At 65.7% G+C, this 17,674-nt stretch carries 13 protein-coding genes; 7 read left to right on the top strand and 6 right to left on the bottom strand.

Annotation, left to right across the window (positions count from 1 at the left end):
• Nucleotides 1-12: 12 nt before the first annotated feature.
• Nucleotides 13-408: a phasin family protein gene (locus tag GJ672_RS05755; RefSeq protein ID WP_154296301.1), complete on the bottom strand. Its 396-nt coding sequence runs from the start codon at nt 406-408 to the stop codon at nt 13-15.
• Between the two features lie 299 nt (nt 409-707).
• Between GJ672_RS05755 and GJ672_RS05750 the strand changes: the two genes are divergently transcribed.
• The gene (locus GJ672_RS05750) at nt 708-1,562 is read left to right on the top strand and encodes an alpha/beta fold hydrolase (protein WP_195759461.1); all 855 of its coding nucleotides are present in this window, start codon (nt 708-710) and stop codon (nt 1,560-1,562) included.
• Here the strand turns inward: GJ672_RS05750 and recD are convergent.
• The 3 genes from recD to recC are packed head-to-tail and all read right to left on the bottom strand — an operon-like array spanning nt 1,534 to nt 10,737.
• Entirely contained in the window at nt 1,534-3,477 is a 1,944-nt protein-coding gene (recD, locus tag GJ672_RS05745; RefSeq protein WP_195759460.1) for an exodeoxyribonuclease V subunit alpha, read from the bottom strand. The two genes, GJ672_RS05750 and recD, sit on opposite strands and share 29 nt — an antisense overlap.
• The gene (gene recB, locus GJ672_RS05740) at nt 3,467-7,288 is read right to left on the bottom strand and encodes an exodeoxyribonuclease V subunit beta (protein ID WP_154296298.1); all 3,822 of its coding nucleotides are present in this window, start codon (nt 7,286-7,288) and stop codon (nt 3,467-3,469) included. The genes recD and recB overlap by 11 nt, the downstream gene beginning before the upstream one ends.
• Complete coding sequence (gene recC / locus GJ672_RS05735; RefSeq protein ID WP_154296297.1) at nt 7,285-10,737, bottom strand: exodeoxyribonuclease V subunit gamma; 3,453 nt, start codon at nt 10,735-10,737, stop codon at nt 7,285-7,287. Before recC ends, recB begins: the two co-directional genes overlap by 4 nt.
• Before the next feature lie 182 nt (nt 10,738-10,919).
• Here recC and GJ672_RS05730 point away from each other — a divergent pair, with 182 nt between their 5' ends.
• The 6 genes from GJ672_RS05730 to GJ672_RS05705 all read left to right on the top strand — a co-directional run bounded on the left by GJ672_RS05730 (nt 10,920) and on the right by GJ672_RS05705 (nt 15,155).
• Entirely contained in the window at nt 10,920-11,786 is an 867-nt protein-coding gene (locus tag GJ672_RS05730) for an SPFH domain-containing protein (RefSeq protein WP_154296296.1), read from the top strand.
• The gene (locus tag GJ672_RS05725) at nt 11,783-12,088 is read left to right on the top strand and encodes an NfeD family protein (protein WP_154296295.1); all 306 of its coding nucleotides are present in this window, start codon (nt 11,783-11,785) and stop codon (nt 12,086-12,088) included. Before GJ672_RS05730 ends, GJ672_RS05725 begins: the two co-directional genes overlap by 4 nt.
• Before the next feature lie 18 nt (nt 12,089-12,106).
• Nucleotides 12,107-12,964 (top strand): undecaprenyl-diphosphate phosphatase, encoded by an 858-nt coding sequence (locus GJ672_RS05720; RefSeq protein WP_154296294.1) that lies wholly within the window; start codon nt 12,107-12,109, stop codon nt 12,962-12,964.
• A complete protein-coding gene (locus GJ672_RS05715) occupies nt 12,954-13,685 on the top strand; it encodes a glycosyltransferase (protein ID WP_229381818.1) in 732 nt (243 codons plus the stop codon). Before GJ672_RS05720 ends, GJ672_RS05715 begins: the two co-directional genes overlap by 11 nt.
• 83 nt (nt 13,686-13,768) lie before the next feature.
• On the top strand, nt 13,769-14,347 hold the full coding sequence (locus tag GJ672_RS05710; RefSeq protein ID WP_195759459.1) for a YqiA/YcfP family alpha/beta fold hydrolase: 579 nt from the start codon (nt 13,769-13,771) through the stop codon (nt 14,345-14,347).
• A 22-nt stretch (nt 14,348-14,369) separates the two neighbouring features.
• Entirely contained in the window at nt 14,370-15,155 is a 786-nt protein-coding gene (locus GJ672_RS05705) for a hypothetical protein (protein WP_154296292.1), read from the top strand.
• 49 nt (nt 15,156-15,204) lie between these two features.
• On the opposite strand, the gene GJ672_RS05700 is transcribed toward GJ672_RS05705, so the two are convergent.
• Nucleotides 15,205-15,873 (bottom strand): HEPN domain-containing protein, encoded by a 669-nt coding sequence (locus GJ672_RS05700; protein WP_229381817.1) that lies wholly within the window; start codon nt 15,871-15,873, stop codon nt 15,205-15,207.
• Nucleotides 15,874-15,924: 51 nt separating this feature from the next.
• Nucleotides 15,925-17,640 (bottom strand): gamma-glutamyltransferase, encoded by a 1,716-nt coding sequence (ggt, locus tag GJ672_RS05695; RefSeq protein ID WP_154296291.1) that lies wholly within the window; start codon nt 17,638-17,640, stop codon nt 15,925-15,927.
• Nucleotides 17,641-17,674: the final 34 nt, after the last annotated feature.

Genomic DNA, 17,674 nt, shown 5'->3' with positions numbered 1-17,674 from the left:
GGCGCGGTCGCGTTAGCTGACCTTGGCGGCCTTCTTGGCCTCGGCGACGGACTGCTGGGCCGTCTCGGAAGCGGTCTGGACGCTGGACTCAACGAGCTTGCGGATGTCGTTGGCGAAGTCCTGGTTCATGGCCACGCTCTTCTCGGCGTCGCTCTTGACCCGCTCGCTGAGGTCCTTGGCCACGGTCTGCTGCTGCTCAGCGTACTGCTGGAAGCCCTTGGTGTCCTTGATTTCCATCGCGGCCCGGGCCTGCTGCATGCCGATCTCGCTGTAGGTACGAACGGCTTCCATCTGGGCGGCCATCAGCTTCTCGGTGTAGTCCACGGCCAGCTTGGCGTAGCTGCGGGTCGGGGCCATGAAAAGCTTCTCGGCCTGTTCGGTGTACTTGTCAAACATATCGTTTTTCATCGGATTGTCCTCTTCGGTCTTTAGTGCCTGTTTCCAAGGCCCTTGATGACCTTGTTGCAGTGCAATATACATGGGTGCTTTGTGCGGTGCAACAATTTTTTTCTCCTCGCACACATTGCGTTGTCGCCCGCCGAAACCCGGGGCCCCGGATGTGTTCCAATAAGCGCAATCCACGCCACACTGACGCCGTGAACATGACTCAACGGGACATTGCGCCAAGGCCGAAAACCGCCGCCGTGGTGTCGGCGCTGCTTAGCGCGGTTGTGATGACGGCGTGCTCACTCGGGATGGAGGACCCCATGGCCCAGGCCGATACAACCCCAGAGGGCACATTCGTGGAGCTTCCGGAAGGGCGGCTGCATGCCATCGTGCGGGGTGAGGGGCCGGATCTGGTGATGATCCATGGGGCCAATGGCAACGCCCGGGATTTCAGTTTTGATCTGGTTGATCGCATGGCCGAGGAGTTTCGCGTCATCGCCTTTGACCGCCCCGGCTTCGGCTATTCAGACCCGTTGGGTGATCCCGTGAGTCCCATGGAACAGGCGGATCTCCTGCGTCGCGGGGCGGAGCAACTGGGTGTCGAGAACCCCGTCATCGTGGCGCATTCCTATGGCGGTGCGGTGGCGTTGGCGTGGGCGCTGCAGGCCGAGGACGAAATCGCGGGCCTGACCCTCCTGGCCCCGGCCTCACACCCCTGGCCGGGAGAGCTTGGCCTCTGGTATCGAGTCTCGGCATCGCCGGTGGGGCAGCAGGTGATGCTGCCGGTGGTGGCCAATCTCGCCCCCCGGGCCGCGGTGCAACGGACCCTGGAGCGGGTGTTTCAGCCGGACTCGGTGCCCGAAGGCTATCTGGACCACCTGGGGTTTGATCTGACCCTGCGGACTCGCCAGCTGCAGATCAACGCCCGACAGATCGACCGGTTAAAGGGCTTTCTCGAGGAGATGGCGCTGCGCTATCCGACACTGTCTCTTCCCATTGAAGTGGTGCACGGTCTTGAGGATCGCACCGTCGGCCTGCCCTTCCACGCCGAGCGCCTCAAAGACGAAGTCGCCAGCGTCAACCTGACCCGAGTCGAGGGGATGGGCCACATGCCCCACCATGCGGATCCGGATCTGGTCGCCGAACTCATTCGCCGAACGGCGGAGCGGCGATGACCGAGCGCTCCCGGGCCCGGGTCACGGCGGTATAGAGGAGTTCCCGGCCCGACTGGCTTAGCCCCGGCTGCGGCAGCACCACCAGCACCTCCTGGAACTCCGAGCCCTGGGACTTGTGGACCGTCATGGCGAAGACGCTCTCCACCGCCTCCAGCCGGCTGGGCAGGAACAGCCGGATGCCGGGGTCCGGCAACTCAAAGGCGACCCGCAGTCTTGGCTCGGCCTCGCCGGGCAGGCGGGTGTTCAGGCAGATACCGACATCGCCGTTCATCAGTCCCAATTCGTAGTCATTGCGGGTCACCATGACCGGCCGCCCCTCGAACCAGCCGTGGTCGCGCTCGATCAATCCCTCATGCTTGAGCTGACGGGCGATGCGCGGGTTGAGTTGGACGACGCCCAACGGGCCCTGGCGGACGGCCGCCAGCACCTGATACTGAGCCAGGGCCTGCAACACGCCCCGCGCCCAGACGCGGGTTGCCTCCCAGTCGTCGCCGGCGGAGCGGGTAGCGCGCAGGGTTTGCAGGTAATGCCGATAGCCCCGGGCGCACGCCTGCTCCAGGGCCGGGGCGTCGCTGGCGCTCAGTGCCAGGCGCCCAATGCTCGGATCGTCACCGTCGAGCAGGGCATCGGCCTGGCGGAAATCGCCGGTCCGCACCGCTTCGGCAAAGGCGCCAATACCCCCGTCGCCACGAAAGCGCCGGCTCTCGCGCAGCTTCACAATCTGTTGCTGCAGCGGCGTTCCGTTGCCCTGCCAGGCGCTGATGTCATCGCCGCTGTTCTCGTTCACCCAGGCCACGGTGTCGGCGGTGTAATGGCCGGCATCGGCCCCCTCGCACAGCTCGCCGAGCACCGCGCCGGCTTCCACCGAGGCCAGCTGATCCTTGTCCCCGAGCAGCACCAGCCGGGTCTCCGGGCGCAGGGCATCCAGCAGACGGGCGGTCAGCTCCTGGTCGATCATCGAGGCTTCGTCCACCACCACCAGGTCGGCGTGCAGAGGATTGTGGCGGTCGTGGCGAAACCGCCGGCTGCCGGGCCGCGGGCCGAGCAGCCGATGCAGAGTGCTGACTTCGCGGGGGATCGCGGCGCGGACGGGTTCGGGCAGTGGCAGGGCATCGATCTCGCCGCTGATGGATTCGCTCAAGCGGGCCGCCGCCTTGCCGGTGGGGGCGGCCAGGCGGATCCGCAGGGGGGCCTGGGGATCAGTGTCCAGCCGCTGGGCCTGCAACAGTCCCAGCAGACGCAGCACGGTTCGGGTTTTGCCAGTCCCGGGGCCACCGGTGATGAGCGTGAACGGCGAGCGGCTCGCCAGGGCGCAGGCCACCCGCTGCCAGTCCGGTTTTTTGTCTTCGCGCGGGAAAAGGGTGTCCAGCAGCGGGCCAAGGCCGGGCACCGTGACCACGGGGGTGTCCAGCCGTTGCCGGAGGCTGCGCTGGATGATCTGCTCGTTGGTCCAGTAGCGGCGCAGATACAGGCGATGGCCGGCCAGCACCAGCGGAGTGTCGCCCAACTCTGAATCGACGGCGGCGTCAGCCGTGTCGGTGACGACCTCTACTACGGCAGACTTTTCCAGCGATGCGCACAGTTGTTCAAGGCTGCGCTGCTGGAGCCACTGGGGTGGGGTCATGGCGCCGGATCGCTGCGCTCCCACGGGCTCCGAGACCGATAGGTCGGGCGGTTCCGGCCAGAATAACGCCGGGTTGTCCAGCAATGCCGCCAGATCCAGCCGGGTGTGACCATCGCCCACCTGACGGCTCACCAGCGCACTAAGCAGCAGCACGGTCAGGTCGGTCTCACCGCCGTCCTCCGCCAGTAAAGCCGCCAGTGCCCCGTCGGTGCCCCGCAGCCAGCCCTGGGCCAGCCAGGCCTGCAGTTCATCCGGCAGTCGTGGGGCGCGGAGCATGGCTTCAGCGATCATGGTTTGCCTCGATGTGCGGGTTGAACAGGGCATCCAGCGCTTCCACCAGGGCCCGGTCGGGGCGCTCGGCGTGCAGGCCGGCGCCGGGGTGGTCGATGCCGCGCAGGAACCAACAGGCCGCGCCCCCGATGTGACGGTCGTAGTCGTAGTCATCGCCCAGGCGGGCCTGCAACAGTCGGTGCAGCGCCAGCAGGTAGAGGGCGTACTGGGCGTCGTAGCGCTTGGCGATCACCGCCTGGCGCAGGGCGTCAGGGCCATAATCGCTGGCGGCATCGCCGAGGCGGTTGGATTTGTAATCCATCACCCAGTAGCGGCCGTTGTGGACAAAGACCAGATCAATGTAGCCCTTGACCATGCCATTGAGGGTGTTGTCATCCAGCGCCGGCCGACCCACGCCGTTTAGCGTGTGCTGGCGGATCACCGTGTCGATCTCTTGGGTATTCACCTCACGGATGGCGATCAAGAACTCCAGCTCGGCGATAAAGTCCTGGGCGCTAAGATCGGTCAGCCGCATCGGCCCGCCGTCTGGCAGGGGCAGTGGCAGTTCGCTGACCCGGCCCAGCCAGTCCTCTATGGGTTCGCGCCACTCGCGCCAATGCCCGCCGCGCAGGCTGCGGTCCAGCGCTTGTGCAAAGGCGGGCTCCCGGGCGCCGGGAAATTGCCGTGCCGCCAGGGATTCAAGCAGGCGATGCAACAGGCTGCCGGTGGCGGGTCCCGGCGGAATGGTGGCGATGGCGTTTGCCGGTTGCATTTCCTGATGACTGGCGTTGGCCGGGGCAGGGGCCGGCGCCGCATCGCTACTGCCGGAACGCACCGGGTCGGTGTCCAGGGTTTCCTGGGTGAGGACATCCTCTTCGGCGGTCCCCGGTGTCCAGGCTTTGGGTCCGTCCTCCACCAGGGCGCTATAGCTCGCGATCCACCAGCGCTCGCTGTTGGGGGAGCGGGCTTCATAGGCCCGTGCCCGGGCCATGGCCGGGGCGGGCACTGCCACCGGCGCCTCATCCGCAGTGGAAGCGGGTAGCGCGACCGGTTCGAAGTATATCGCGTCATGGGAGTCCGCCAGGCCGCTCAAGAGGGTGCCGACATCCTCGGGCCTGGCGTCATCCGGGCAGCCCAGCAGGCGACCGAAGGCCGAGCGGTGGAGGTGCACCTGGCGGGCTGTGTTACGGCGGGCTGTGTTACGGGTATTTTTTTCCCGTACCGCCGCCGTCCCCAGCCAGCAGGCATGGACCGCGCGGGTGACGCCCACGTACAGCAGCCGCATGTCTTCCGCCAGGCGGGCATGCTCGGCCGCCTCTTTCTCCTCGTTATTGGCCTTGAGGCAGATCGGCCAGGCGTCGCCGGCGTCGTCAGGCCCCAGCCGGGGGGTCTGGACATTCTCCGATCGAAAATTGCACACGAACGGCATGAACACCAGCGGGTACTCGAGACCCTTCGATTTATGCAGGGTGATCACCTTGATCAGCGCCGAGTCGCTTTCAAGCCTCAGTCGATACTCCTTCGGGGTGCCGTCCGTGTCGTCCGCGCGGGCGTCCTCCAGCCAGCGAATCAGGCTGGCAGGACCATCCAGTGTCGCTGAAGCTTCCTGAAGCAACTCACTGATTTGCAAAAGATTGCTAAGCCGTCGCTCGCCGCCCAGCTGGCCGAGCAGGCGGGGGGCGATGGCCTGGTCATGAATGAGCTCTCGCAGTGCCGGCAGAATGCCGCGCTGTTGCCAGCGGTCGGCATAGTCCTGAAATTGCTCCAGTGCCGCTGCCCAGCGGGCATCGCTGCTGAACAACGAATCCAGGGTCGCCCAGTCCCAGCCAAGGCTGGCGGTGCCGAGGGCGGTGCGCACCCGCCGCTCCGATTCCGGCTCGGCCATGGCGTGCAGCCAGTGCAGGACATCCTCGGCCTCCTGGGTGTGCAGGACGTTGTCCCGATCCGAGAGATACACCGACGCGAGGCCCCGGTGGCGCAGCGCATCGCGAATCAGGGTGGCCTCCTGGCCGGTGCGCACCAGAACGGCGATATCCGCGGGCGCCAGCGGCGTGAAGCCCTCGCCATCGCGGAACCCGGCCTCACCGTGATGGCCCCGGGCCAGCAGGTCATGGATGTGGGCCGCCGCGATTTCCGCCATCCGGGGGCGATAAAGCGTCAGGGGCAGACTGATGGGGGTGTCATCGTCGTCGGTGTCCTCAAGGTGCCCCAATGTGAGCGCCGGGACGGCTTCGCCACCGACCTCGAAGCGCGCCCTGCGGCCGTTGGCGTCCACGCGGTGATAGTCAATGCCGTCCTGGAGGAACTGGTTGGGGCTCAGCGGAGAGCCTTCGAAGAGTGCGTTAACCGCGTCAACCATCGCCGTGCTCGAGCGATAGTTGCGGGCCAGGGTGTGCTGTTGACCCTCGGGGACCCCCTCGGCCGCCTCAATATAGGTGTCGAGGTCGGCGCCGCGAAAACCGTAGATGGCCTGCTTGGGATCGCCGATCAGGAAGAGACTGGTGGCGCCGATGTCCGGCGCGCTGACTTCCCCACCGGGGGGGATCGGGTCGATGTAGACCGATCGCAGAATGGCGTACTGAATCGGGTCGGTGTCCTGGAATTCGTCCACCAGCGCGACGGGGAACTGCTGGCGGATCACGCCGGCCAGCCGGGCGCCGGTTTCGGGGTGATGGAGGGCATCCCGCAGGCGCTTGAGCATGTCCTTGAAACCAAAAACGCCGAGCCGCTCCCGGGCCTGGGCCACCCGCTGATCCACCCATCCGGCGGCATGGGCATAGAAGGAGGCCGCCAGTTCAGCGGGCTTGGCCCGGACGTTCAGTATCTTGTCAACGGCTTCAACGATCGGGTGGTGGCGCAGTGATTCCGGCAGCTGCTTGTTCTTGTTGCAGCCGTCTTGCAGGGCGCCGGATCCCAATTTCTTCAGGACGACGTCGGGCAAGCCGATGTCGCCTTGTTGATGCCAATGCTTAAGCGGGGTTTTGAAACTCGGCTCCCAGTTTTTTTTGCTTGGCGAGGTCCCGGCATCGCGGATCTTCTGCTCCCAAGCGTCGTTGAGCGCCTGGTCCATGGTCTCCAGCTCCTGGCCGTTTTCGCCTATGGCGCGACGCAGCCCGTCAATGGCTTTGTCCAGCGCCCTTGAGTGGCGTTTGATCATTCCGGTGGAGGATTCGCTCGGGATCCTGAGCCGATGCGACTGGCCAAGAAACGCCCGCAGGTCGCGGGCGAGTCGCGCCTTGGTGAGGGACGCTTTGGCGGGCAGTGCCTCGTCCAATACCGCCAGTTCCCGGGCATTCAGCGGGTAAATGTGCTCGCGCCAGTAATCCTCGATGGCCTCCCGGGTGAGGGTCGACTCATCCGGGCTGAGCTCGAATTCAAAGGCGTGACCGGAGTCGAAGGCATGTTGGCGCAGCATCCGCTGACAGAAGCTGTCGATGGTGTAAATCGCCGCCTCGTCCATCCAGTCGGCGGCCGCCATCAGGTGGTTGGCATGGCGCGCCCGATCGGCGTGGTCCGGATAGGCCGCCAGCAGTCCGGCCAGGATGGCATCTCCCGGGTCCGGATCCTCAACGCCGGCAAAGCAGCGGGCAGCCCCTGCCAGACGGCTGCGAATGCGGTCCCGCAGCTCCCGGGTGGCGGCCCGGGTGAAGGTCATCACCAGGATTTCCGGGGGCAGCATGGGACCCCGTTCCGGGTTTGTGGGGTCATGGCCCAGCACCAGTCGCAGATAAAGCGCCGCCAGGTTGAAGGTCTTGCCGGTCCCGGCGCTGGCCTCAATCAGGTGGCGGCCGGTTAAGGGGGTATTGAGCGCGTCCAGGGGCGTGGGGCTCATGGCTCATCCTCCGGGGCAAGCTGGTCCACCAGTGGCTGGTACAGCTGGTGGGCCCAGTGGGCGAAAAGCGGTTCGCCGTCGTCATTCCGGGGGGCCAGTAGCGACGCAGCGTCCGGGTAACAGCGGCGCAGGGCGCCGTTGCTGTCGTAGCCCACTTCGCCGGTCTGCCCGGGAGGGCCCTCGTAGGACGATGACAGGCTGTCCACGGTGAGAGGCTGGTCGCGCCCCTGGGTGAGGTGCCCAAATGCCGTGCGCTCCGCCAGCGGCAGCGGTTGCTCCAGCCCGGCCAGCCAGCCAGCGAGTACCGCGTCCAGCAACCCGCCGGCTTCATCGGCGGCGAGGGCGGTGAGGCGCTGTTCAGCGTCGTGGGCCACGATGACGGTGTCACTCTCAATGCCAGCGGCGTTGGTGGCCAGATGCACCAGCCAGTCTTCCAGCAGTCGCGGATAGTGGGGTTTTCCCTTTTTGATGGTGTCGCCGGATTTCAGCACCAGTCGCACCCGGTGGCCATCGGCCAGCCGGTAGAGATCGCGGGTCCAGTCCTCGATGACAAAGGCCTGATTTCGGACCTGTCGTGACAGACGCAGCTCACGGGGTGGCTCGGCGGTGGGATTTTGATCCATCCAGGCTTGCCAGCGCCCCGCCGCCTGTCGTGCCTGGCCGGTCAGGTCGGCCAGCGCCCGCTGACCCAGTCCGCCCACCGGCAGTTGACCGCTGCGCTGCAGCGACTGGCCGGCCCGGGTGATGGCCGCGGTGCTGTCAGTCGGCATCGAGTCGCGGCGCAGCGGCGCGAGCAGGCGTTCCTGCGCCTGGTAAGCGTCCAGTCCGCCCAGTTCGAAGGGCTCGGTCTCCGAAGTCGTGTCCCGGCTGGCGTCAAAACGCAGTTTCAGGCGCTCGGAGAGGAAATGCTTGGGGGGATCCCGCAGAAACTCCTTGAGGTCATTCAGGCTCAGGACCTGCGGGTCGGAGAGCGCCGGCGGGGGCAGGGCGGCGGACGCGGTGGCGGACGAGAGCGACTCCACGGACCGTGCCCACTCGTGGGTGTAAGTAAAATGCTCGCCTTCATCGTTGTAGGTCGCGCTGAAGGGCTGAAGCGGATGATCCACGGTGAGCGCGGCGCTGGCGCGGCGGGATTGGTCATGGTTCTCGACCCGCCAGCCCCGGTCCAGATGATCCCGCAGCTGACTGACCAGCACCGACGGGGGCTGCTCGCTGTCGTCCCGGGCACTGCGGCCAATCCAGCTGATGTGCAGGTGCTCACGGGCGGCCAGTAGCGCCTCGAGAAAGAGGAAGCGGTCGTCCTCGCGGCCGGAGCGATCGCCGGGCCGGTACTGGCCGGGCCGGGCCATGAGATCGAAATCCGCCGGGGGCTTGGTGCGCGGGTACTCGCCCTCGTTCATGCCCAGCAGGCAAACCATCCGAAAGGGAATGCTGCGCATGGGCATCATGGTGCAGATGTTCACCCGGCCGGCCAGGAAGCGCTGCGCCGGGCCTTCGTCATCCAGTGCGCCAAGCCAGGCGTCGCGGGCCACGGCCAGCGGGATGGCCTCATCAAAATCCGCTTCGTCACAGGCATTGAGCCATTCCTGAAGGGCGTTGTTAATGCGCGCCTCAAGGGCCAGGTCCTCGTTGCTCTCGAGCGCGAAGCAGTCGTCGAGCAGGGTCTCCACGCGCTGCACCCAGTCCCGGGGCCGGCCGGGTTGCTGTAGGGCGTGAAGCTGGGCCTCGAGGGTGTCCAGCAGCGCCCGCAGGGGCCCGAGCAGGGCGGCGTCCAGGCTGCCCACCTCGGGGAAGGGTTCGATGGCCTGCCAGGCCTCTCCGGTGCCCACCGCATAGCCCAGCAGCAGGCGACGCAGTCCAAAGCGCCAGCTGTTCTGTTCAAATTCAGTGTCGAGGTCGAGTTGCTGGCGCTGGCGGCTGTCCAGCCCCCAGCGGACCCCGGCGGCGCTGCACCACCGCCGCAGCAGGACCAGGTCATCGGCGGCCAGTCCAAACCGGCGTCGAAAGGGCGCCACCTCCAGCAGATCCAGTACATCCCCCAGCGTGAGCCGGGCGTTGGGCAGGTCACAGAGCCTGGCGACGGCCGCCGCCACTGGGGCTTCACTGCGACTGCGCCGGTCACCGATGGTGTAAGGGATATAGCGTTTATCCCGGGGGTCGAGGGTGCCAAAAACCGCTTCCACCGCCGGCGCATAGACGTCCACGTCGGGGACCATGACGATGATGTCCCGCGGCCGCAGGGGCTCGCCGGCGGCGTCGGCCCGGGCGAAGGCGTCAAGCAGGCGATCCTGGAGCACCTCCACCTCCCGCTGGCGGCTGTGGGCCCGGTGAAAGCGAATGGAACGGTCCTGGCTCAGGGGGCGCTCATCCCCGGGGGCCGGCAGCGGTGTGAGCTCGTAGATGTCCTGCTGGAGTTGTTGCAGGATCGGCGCCGCGGCGACGTCGTCGGTTTCTTTAATCGGCGGTTCGAACAGGTCGATGGACTGAAACCAGTGCCGATAACGCTCGGGCTGGTCCAGCTCGGCGAGCAGGCCGATAAAGTCGCGGCCCTGCTTGCCCCAGGCGGCCAGCAGGGGGTGTCCCGGTGTGCCGGACTGGCGGGGATGCCGCTGGTGGTCCAGCTTGAGAAGCTCCCGGTCTTCGATGAGGTCCGCCCAGAAGTAGCCCGACGGGTTCTGAATGAGCTGCAGGATCTGGGTGTGACGGGACAGGGCATGCAGCGCTTCCAGCACCGGCCGGGGCATGGAATTAATCCCAAACACCGTGATGCGCCGGGGCAGGGCGGGAAAGGCACCGGGCTCGGCGGCGTCCAGTGCCGCAATGAACTGCTCCTGAATCCCGGGCCGGGAGAGGTTGCGGGCCAATTCCCCCATGTCGGCGTGGAGGGCTCGCCACAGTGCGGGCTGCCAGCACTGGTCCGGGGCCAGCGTGACGAGTTCGTGACGCGCCCGGCGCAGCTGATCCCGGCCCTCCAGCCAGTCCGCCAGCCAGTCCGGCCGGTAGACCTGATACTGATCGAAGAGATCCGCCAGTCGGCGGGCGAGGGAGTGGCGCTTGCGTTGATCGTCATCCCCCGCCAGAAAACTCGCCAGCGGCGCGAAGGTGCCAGGCTCCGCGTCGAGCAGCCCGGGCAGCAGCCGATAAATGCGCCACTGCAGGCGGTGCTTGTCGAAGGGCGAGGTCTCCGGGACCTCGCCAGGCCCCAGCACCGTGCGGTAGGACTGCCAGAGAAACGACTGGGGCAGCACGAAGCGCTGAGCGGCGGCAATGCCGCCCCGGGCAAACGCCAGTTTGAGCCACTGCGCCATGCCGTTGGACTGGATCAGCAGGGTCTCGTGCTCCAGGGGATCCAGCGGATGCTCACGCAAATGACTCACCGCCAGATCGCGGAGAGCCTCAAGCCGATTGCCATGAATTTGGGCAAAGCCCGGGGGAAAAGCGTTGTCCATCAAAGAGGCGTTCCGTGCCAGCAGGTCATGGACGCACGATACTGAGCTGGTGCGACAATCTTTGACGCCGGAGTATTAATCGGCTAACGCTTGTGCGATCCTCCCGAAGCAAAAATTGCGTAACCCAGACAACTGGTGCCCGGCCGATCCTAAGCCAGTCCGTCGCTAACGAGAGACTCCTCATGCTCGAATTTCTTGGTGTGCTGGTCGTTGCGATCATCGTATTCACGGTCGCCGGCCTCAAGATCGTGCCGCAGTCGCGGAATTTCGTCATCACCCGTCTGGGGGCCTATCGCCGCACGCTGGAGGCGGGGGTAAACATTATCATCCCGTTTGTGGATCGGGTGCATTCGGATATCTCCATCGCCGACCGCGTGCTCAAGGATGTGGATCTCAACGTCATCAGTGCCGACAACGCGGTTTTTGATATCAAACTCCTGGTGGTTTACCGCATCAACAAGCCGGAGCTCGCGGTGTTTCGGGTCAACTCGGTGGATGACCTCATCGTTGGGTTGGTCATGAGTCTGGTGCGCTCCGAGATCGGCAAGGTGGAGCTCGACACCATTCAGCAGGACCGGGCGTCGCTGAATCGCGCCATCAAGGAAGCGCTGACCGAGGCGGGCGAAGATTACGGCGTGATTATTTCCCGCAGCGAAATCATTGACGTCCGGCTCTCGGACAGCACCGAGCGCTCCATGGCCGAGGTGCTCAATGCCGAGCGTGAGCGTCGCGCCACGGTGACCAAGGCCGAAGGGGACAAAAAAGCCGTTGAGCTGAACGCCGATGCCGAGCTCTACGAGGAGCGCCGCCGCGCTGAGGCCCTCGAGGTGATGGCCTCGGCCACCGCCGAGGCAAACCGCAAGATCGCCGAGGCAGTGGGCGAGGACGGAGCGGCTGCGCTTCGCTACCAGATTGCCAAGCTGCAGGTGGACGCGCTGACCAAGTTGTCACAGAGTGAAAACGCAAAGCTCATCATGCTCCCGGGTGACGCCTCCAACGGCTTTGTCAGTGCGGCGTCAATCCTGGCGGACGCGCAACAGCGGCAATGACCGATCTGATCTGGACACCGTCAGCGTGGCTGACCCTCGGGGTGGTCTTCGCCCTTCTGGAAGTGGTGATCCCCGGCCACATTTTGCTGGGATTTGGCATTTCGGCACTGGGGGTCGCACTGGTTACCCTGCTGATCCCCGAGGGCTGGGTGGCCGATGGCCTGGTCGCGGAGTTTCTCCTAATCGTGCTGTGGGTCGGGCTGGCGCTAATGATCTGGTACGCCCTGTCACGGCTGTACGGCCGGCGCGGCCGGGTCGCGCGGCGCGGTGAGGACATCAACGACTTCGAGAACCGGGGCTAGTCAACCAGGGAGGGTTTGGTGGCCTTATATATCGTTGTGCTTCTGGGCATCGTCCAGGGCGCGTTCATGTTTCTGCCGGTGAGCTCCACCGCCCACCTGGTGCTCACCCAACACTGGCTGATTGCGGCGGGTGCGGATATCCCGGCGCCGGACAGCGCCGAAATGATCCTGTTCGATCTGGTGGTCCATGTGGGCACCCTGATTTCCATCGTGGTGGTTTTCCACCGCAGTCTTTTCCGGTTGATTCGCGATGGCTTCGCGGGCCTGGCCCGAATGACCCGGGAGCTCAGGCCGGTGCCGCTCACCGTCCGCCTGGGTCTGCTGTGTGCGCTGTCAGTGCTCGCCACCGGCGTTATCGGCATCACCTTCAAACTGTTCTTCGAAGCCATCTTCGCGCGGCCGGAGATGATTGCCGGCACGCTGGCCATCACCGGCGGACTGCTGTGGATTACCGACCGCCTGCCGCCGCGGCCGAAGGGTCTGCGTGACATTCGCCCCACCACCGCGCTGGGGATTGGTATCGCCCAGGGGTTGTCGCTGATACCCGGTATCAGCCGCAGTGGCATCACCATTGCCGCCTCGCTGCTGTTCGGTCTCAAACGGCGCTGGGCCGCGGAGTACAGCTTTTTCCTGGCCATCCCCACCATCCTGGCGGCCACACTGGTGCAATTCATGGAGTTGCAGTCCGCCGGCGGCGCCACCCGGCTGGGCTGGCTGGACATGGCCGTGGGCATGGGGGTGGCCGCCGTGGTGGGCACGCTGGCCCTGATGCTGGTGGTCAAGCTGCTCTACCGGGCCAAGCTGCGAATCTTCTCCTGGTACCTCTGGTTCCTGGCCATCCTGGTGGCCCTTGGCATCGTCCCCATTGCTTACTGAGATCGAGCCCCAACTCTCAGTGGTCATCCCGGCCTGGAATGAGGCCGGGTTTCTGCCGGAGACCCTTGCGGCGCTGGACAACGCGCTGAGCGAGGCTGGCATTCATGCCGAAGTCATTGTGGTGGATAACGCCTCCACGGATGACACCGCAGCGGTGGCCGCTGCCATGGGGGTACGGGTCATCCGGGAGCCCGAGCGCAAGATCGCCCGGGTGCGTAACGCCGGCGCCGAGGCCGCGCAGGCGCCCTGGCTGCTGTTTCTGGATGCGGACACGCGGGTGTCCGGCGAGCATCTGGTGGCGGTGCGGGCGGCCCGGGATCAGGATCTCGCCGGCGCGGGCGCTACGGTTGCCCTGGATGTGCCGGTGTCGGGGTTCTTTGCGCTGGGGACCCGGGCGTGGAACGGCCTGTCGCGACGATTTCGGGTGGCCGCCGGCTGTTTCATTCTCGCCAGGGCGGATTTGCATCGTGCCATCGGCGGATTCGACGAGCGCCTCTATGCCGGCGACGAGATCTGGTACTCCCGGGCCCTGCGCCGGGCGGGGCGGCGTGAAGGCCTGGAGTTCCGCCTGCTAAACACGCCCCCGGTGGTCAGCTCCGCCCGCAAACTGGACTGGTATGCCCCGTGGCAGCATTTCCTGGTGGTGCTGACGTTTCTGCTATTCCCCTGGGCGGGGCGCTTTCGGCGTCTGAGCTGGTTCTGGTACCGGCGGCCGGACTAGCCGGCCACACAGGGCCCCCGGGGGTCAGACATCCAACCGCTGCCGCGTTAAAATGACGGGATCGTCGAATGGAGCGACTTGCGATGCCTGAGCTGCAATATCTGCATGGCTTTAATTCCGCTGCGCTGGAGACGGATCACAAGGTCGTGGACCTGCGCCGCCGATTCACGGTGCGCTTGATCAACTACGACAGCTTTGCGCCCCGGGAGACGGTGATCCGCGAAATCGAGGCGGGCATGAGCGGCGATGGCCCGGTGGCCTTCATCGGCACTTCGCTGGGCGGCTACTTCGCGGCGGTGATGGGGCAGCGGCATCGGTGTCCCGCTGTCATGATCAACCCCAGCTGTGACCCGCACTGGGGCTTGGCGCATTATCTGGGTCATTCGTTGACCAATCCCAAGTTGCCGGAGCAGCCGGCGCGGACCCTGTCCCCCGAAACTGTGGAATCCTATGCCGGTCATGAGCTGTCGCCGGCCCCCGATGATTATGCGATTCCGCCGAAGCTGATCGTGGACCTTGCCGATGAGTTGCTGGATTCCCGGGCCACGCTTCAGCAGTACGGGGGACTGGCTGAACCGCTGGCGTTCGAGGGCGGCTCCCACCGCTTCGAGCACATGGCCGAGGCCCTGGACCCCATTGAGGCGTATCTGCGCGACACCTGAGCAGCGGAGAGGAATCCCGGGCATGTCAGACGCGGCCTTTCAGCGCTACATCGGCATCGACTACTCCGGTGCGCAGACGCCGGATTCCAGCCTGAAGGGGCTGCGGGTTTATGAGGCGAGCGCAGGGGCGGCGCCGGTGGAGGTGCCGCCGCCCCCCGGGGCCCGCAAATACTGGACCCGCCGAGGCATTGCGGAGTGGCTGGTGGAGCGATTGGCCGACGAGGTGCCGAGCCTTGTCGGGATCGATCATGGTTTTTCCTTTCCCATGCGCTACTTCGAAGTGCATCAGCTGCCGCCGGACTGGCCGGCCTTTCTCGATGATTTTCAAAGGCACTGGCCCACGGATGGCGACCACGTTTACGTGGATTTCGTTCGGGATGGCGCTCTGGGTCACGGCGAGGCCCGAATGGGCAGCGCCCGCTGGCGGCGTCTTGCCGAGCAGCGGGTGGGGGCAAAATCCGTTTTCCACTTCGATGTTCCGGGTTCGGTGGCCAAATCCACCCACGCCGGGCTGCCCTGGGTGCGCTATCTGCGCCATGCCCTCGGTGATCGGCTGCATTGCTGGCCATTCGACGGCTGGGAAATCCCCGCCGGACGGTCCGCACTGGCCGAGGTCTATCCATCGCTCTGGAGCCAAAGCACCCCACGGGCGGACCGCACGCCGGATCAGCATGATGCCTACGTCGCCGCCGCCTGGCTCCAGCAGGTGGATCGGGATGGCCGCCTGGGCCGGTACCTCAAGCCGAAGCTGCGGCCCGGCGAATACCCCGAGGCGGAAATCGAGGGCTGGATTTTAGGGGTGGCGTGAGCCATGTGGATTCAGCGGGAAATCGAGATCAGCCGACCCGACGTTCAGGCTAGACCGGCTCCGAGACCACCGGATAAATGGGCATCCCCCAGTCTTCATCCGGGTGCTCCATGAGCAGATCGATGATTAATGGCACCAGGCTCCCCATGATGCGGGCACCGTCGGTGACCTGGGCGCGGTTGACGCTGCCATTCCAGGTTGAGCCGCCGTGGACGATCTGATTGCGCAGCACGTACAGGCGCTGAAAGACAATGGAGAGCACCTTGTACGAGTCCCCTTCCGAGACGGCGTAACGGGCGGCGGAGCGGGCCCTCTCGAAAGCCCGTGTCCATTCGGTTTCGTCGATCTCGCCGTTTTGAAAGCGCCAGAAGGGCTTGAAGACGTAGGGATTGTCCAGAAGCAACCGGACGGAGCCGGGGAACTGCTCCCAGATCAGCTTGTAGAGTCGCTTTTCCTGATCCACCTGGACCAGGCGCTGCAGGTACTGCAGAAAGCGGGATTGCTCCGGGGTGGTGACCATCTCCGTGGGGATTTCATTGGCATAGGCCGCATTGAACGCGATCCACAGGAAGATGAATTGCGCGTCCGGGTCGTCCGCTTCCTGTTCCGCCCGTTGCAGCCAGCTCAACGCCCGGTGAACCCGCAACGACAGCGAGGGCTCAAAGCCATCCCGCAGGGCCCGGTGGCGCTGTTTCAGGTCGTCATAGGTCAGGGTCATGTTGAGTATCCTCCCTGGATGTAGGCGTTCAGTCCATTGAGGGCAGGCACGCTATTTTTGATAAACCCGCGGCATTACCTCAATCACCACTCCCTCACGCCGGAGATCGGCGCCGCCGCGGATCTGCCCATCGGGCAGACGCTCAATGCCGTGCAGGCCACTGGTCAGGGCGCGGATTTCCACCTCGTGGCCCAGCGCTTCCAGGCCCGGGCGCAATGTTTCGGCCGGGGTGTCGGCCTCGAGTTCCGTGACATCGTTGCGATTGATCAGACTGCCGGCTTCAATGGCGGTCTGGACATCATCGCCCGCCATCAGGACATCAGCCATGCGCTGGGCCACATAGCCGATGATCCGCGTGCCCCCGGGCGAGCCAATGATCAGACGGGGCTGGTGGTCCGCGTCCAGCGCAATCACCGGCGACATGGAGGACAGGGGCCGCTTGCCGGGCTGGACCCGGTTGGGGTGAGGGCGGCCGTCCGCCGCTTCGGGATCAAACCGAAAATCCGTCAGCTGATTATTGAGCAGAAAGCCCCCCACCATCAGGCGGGAGCCGAAGGGCATTTCAATGGAGCTGGTCATGGAGACGGCATTGCCCCGGGCGTCCAGCACGCTGAGGTGGCTGGTGGAGTGGTTGATTTGCTTGGCTCTGCTCATGGCGCTGTCCGGCTCGTTCAGTCCGGGGGATGCCGTGCCCAAGGATTGGGTCGGTGAGATCAGCGCCGCGCGCTCGGTGAGGTAGTCATTGCTCAGCAGGGTGTCGACCGGGACCTCCACAAAATCCGCGTCGCCGAGATATTCGTTCCGGTCCGCAAAGCCAAGCCGGGAGGCCTCCAGCAGCAAATGGGCCCGGGTCAGGGGGGTTGGATCGTCGACCTCGGCACTGGCCCGCTCCAGCAGGCTGAGAATCTGCAAAACGGTCATGCCACCGCTGCTGGGCAAGGGCATGCCGCAGATGGAGTGGTCGGCAATGGATCGGCAGACCGGCTCCCGCTCGAGGGCCTGGTAGCCCGCCATGTCGTCCTGGGTGAGCTTGCCCCCGTTGGCCTGAACCGCCGCGACGATGGATTCGGCGATGGGGCCCTCATAAAAGGCGTCCGCGCCGTGATTGGCAATGTGAGTCAGCGTCTCTGCGAGGCCCGGGTTGGTCAGGGTCATCCCGGCGCTGACGGGTTCGCCGTCGGGGAAGAAATACCCCGCCATGGGCTCGAAGGCATCCAGTGGCAGATCAATTCGCAGCATGTCGGCGAGACGGGGGGTGACCTCAAAACCCTGCTCAGCGAGGCGAATGGCTGGCTGAAAAAGCGCCTCCCAGGGCAGGGCGCCGTGTTCCTGGTGGGCCCGGTCCAGCATTCGCAGGGTGCCCGGGACGCCCACCGCCTGACCGCCGGGGACCGCGTCCAGAAAATTCATGGGTGTGCCGGACTCGGTGAGAAAGTGATCGGGCTCGATCGCCGAGGGGGCCGTCTCCCGGCCATCATAGGCCTGGACGCGGGCTGACTGGCTGGCGTAGTGCAGCAGAAAGGCCCCACCGCCGATGCCGCTGGACTGGGGCTCCACCAGCGTCAGCACCGCCTGAATGGCGATGGCGGCATCAATCGCCGTGCCGCCGGCCTCCAGCATCTCGACACCCGCTTCCGTGGCCAGCGGATGGGCCGCGGCCACCATGCCGGGCTGCGGAGGATCGTCGGCCCGGGCCGTGACCAGGGCCAGCAGTAAGCTGCCAAATAGAACCGTGAGACGCGAGAAGGCAATGGGCTTTGAGGTCATACGGACACCCAATTAGCTGCCCCCGGGCCGCAGC

Origin of the sequence: Spiribacter sp. 2438 (assembly GCF_009676705.1) — a bacterium.
Lineage (GTDB): Bacteria > Pseudomonadota > Gammaproteobacteria > Nitrococcales > Nitrococcaceae > Spiribacter.
The sequence above is the reverse complement of the archived record's forward strand: the minus strand, read 5'-3'. Positions and strand labels throughout refer to the sequence as shown.

What these genes read in the sequence shown, in the direction of transcription:
- recD (WP_195759460.1), bottom strand. Translation starts at nt 3,477, where the DNA reads ATGATCGCTGAAGCCATGCTCCGCGCCCCACGACTGCCGGATGAACTG.
- ggt (WP_154296291.1), bottom strand. Translation starts at nt 17,640, where the DNA reads ATGACCTCAAAGCCCATTGCCTTCTCGCGTCTCACGGTTCTATTTGGC.
- GJ672_RS05725 (WP_154296295.1), top strand. Translation starts at nt 11,783, where the DNA reads ATGACCGATCTGATCTGGACACCGTCAGCGTGGCTGACCCTCGGGGTG.
- GJ672_RS05755 (WP_154296301.1), bottom strand. Translation starts at nt 408, where the DNA reads ATGAAAAACGATATGTTTGACAAGTACACCGAACAGGCCGAGAAGCTT.
- GJ672_RS05730 (WP_154296296.1), top strand. Translation starts at nt 10,920, where the DNA reads ATGCTCGAATTTCTTGGTGTGCTGGTCGTTGCGATCATCGTATTCACG.
- GJ672_RS05700 (WP_229381817.1), bottom strand. Translation starts at nt 15,873, where the DNA reads ATGACCCTGACCTATGACGACCTGAAACAGCGCCACCGGGCCCTGCGG.
- recB (WP_154296298.1), bottom strand. Translation starts at nt 7,288, where the DNA reads ATGAGCCCCACGCCCCTGGACGCGCTCAATACCCCCTTAACCGGCCGC.
- GJ672_RS05705 (WP_154296292.1), top strand. Translation starts at nt 14,370, where the DNA reads ATGTCAGACGCGGCCTTTCAGCGCTACATCGGCATCGACTACTCCGGT.
- GJ672_RS05750 (WP_195759461.1), top strand. Translation starts at nt 708, where the DNA reads ATGGCCCAGGCCGATACAACCCCAGAGGGCACATTCGTGGAGCTTCCG.
- recC (WP_154296297.1), bottom strand. Translation starts at nt 10,737, where the DNA reads ATGGACAACGCTTTTCCCCCGGGCTTTGCCCAAATTCATGGCAATCGG.
- GJ672_RS05710 (WP_195759459.1), top strand. Translation starts at nt 13,769, where the DNA reads ATGCCTGAGCTGCAATATCTGCATGGCTTTAATTCCGCTGCGCTGGAG.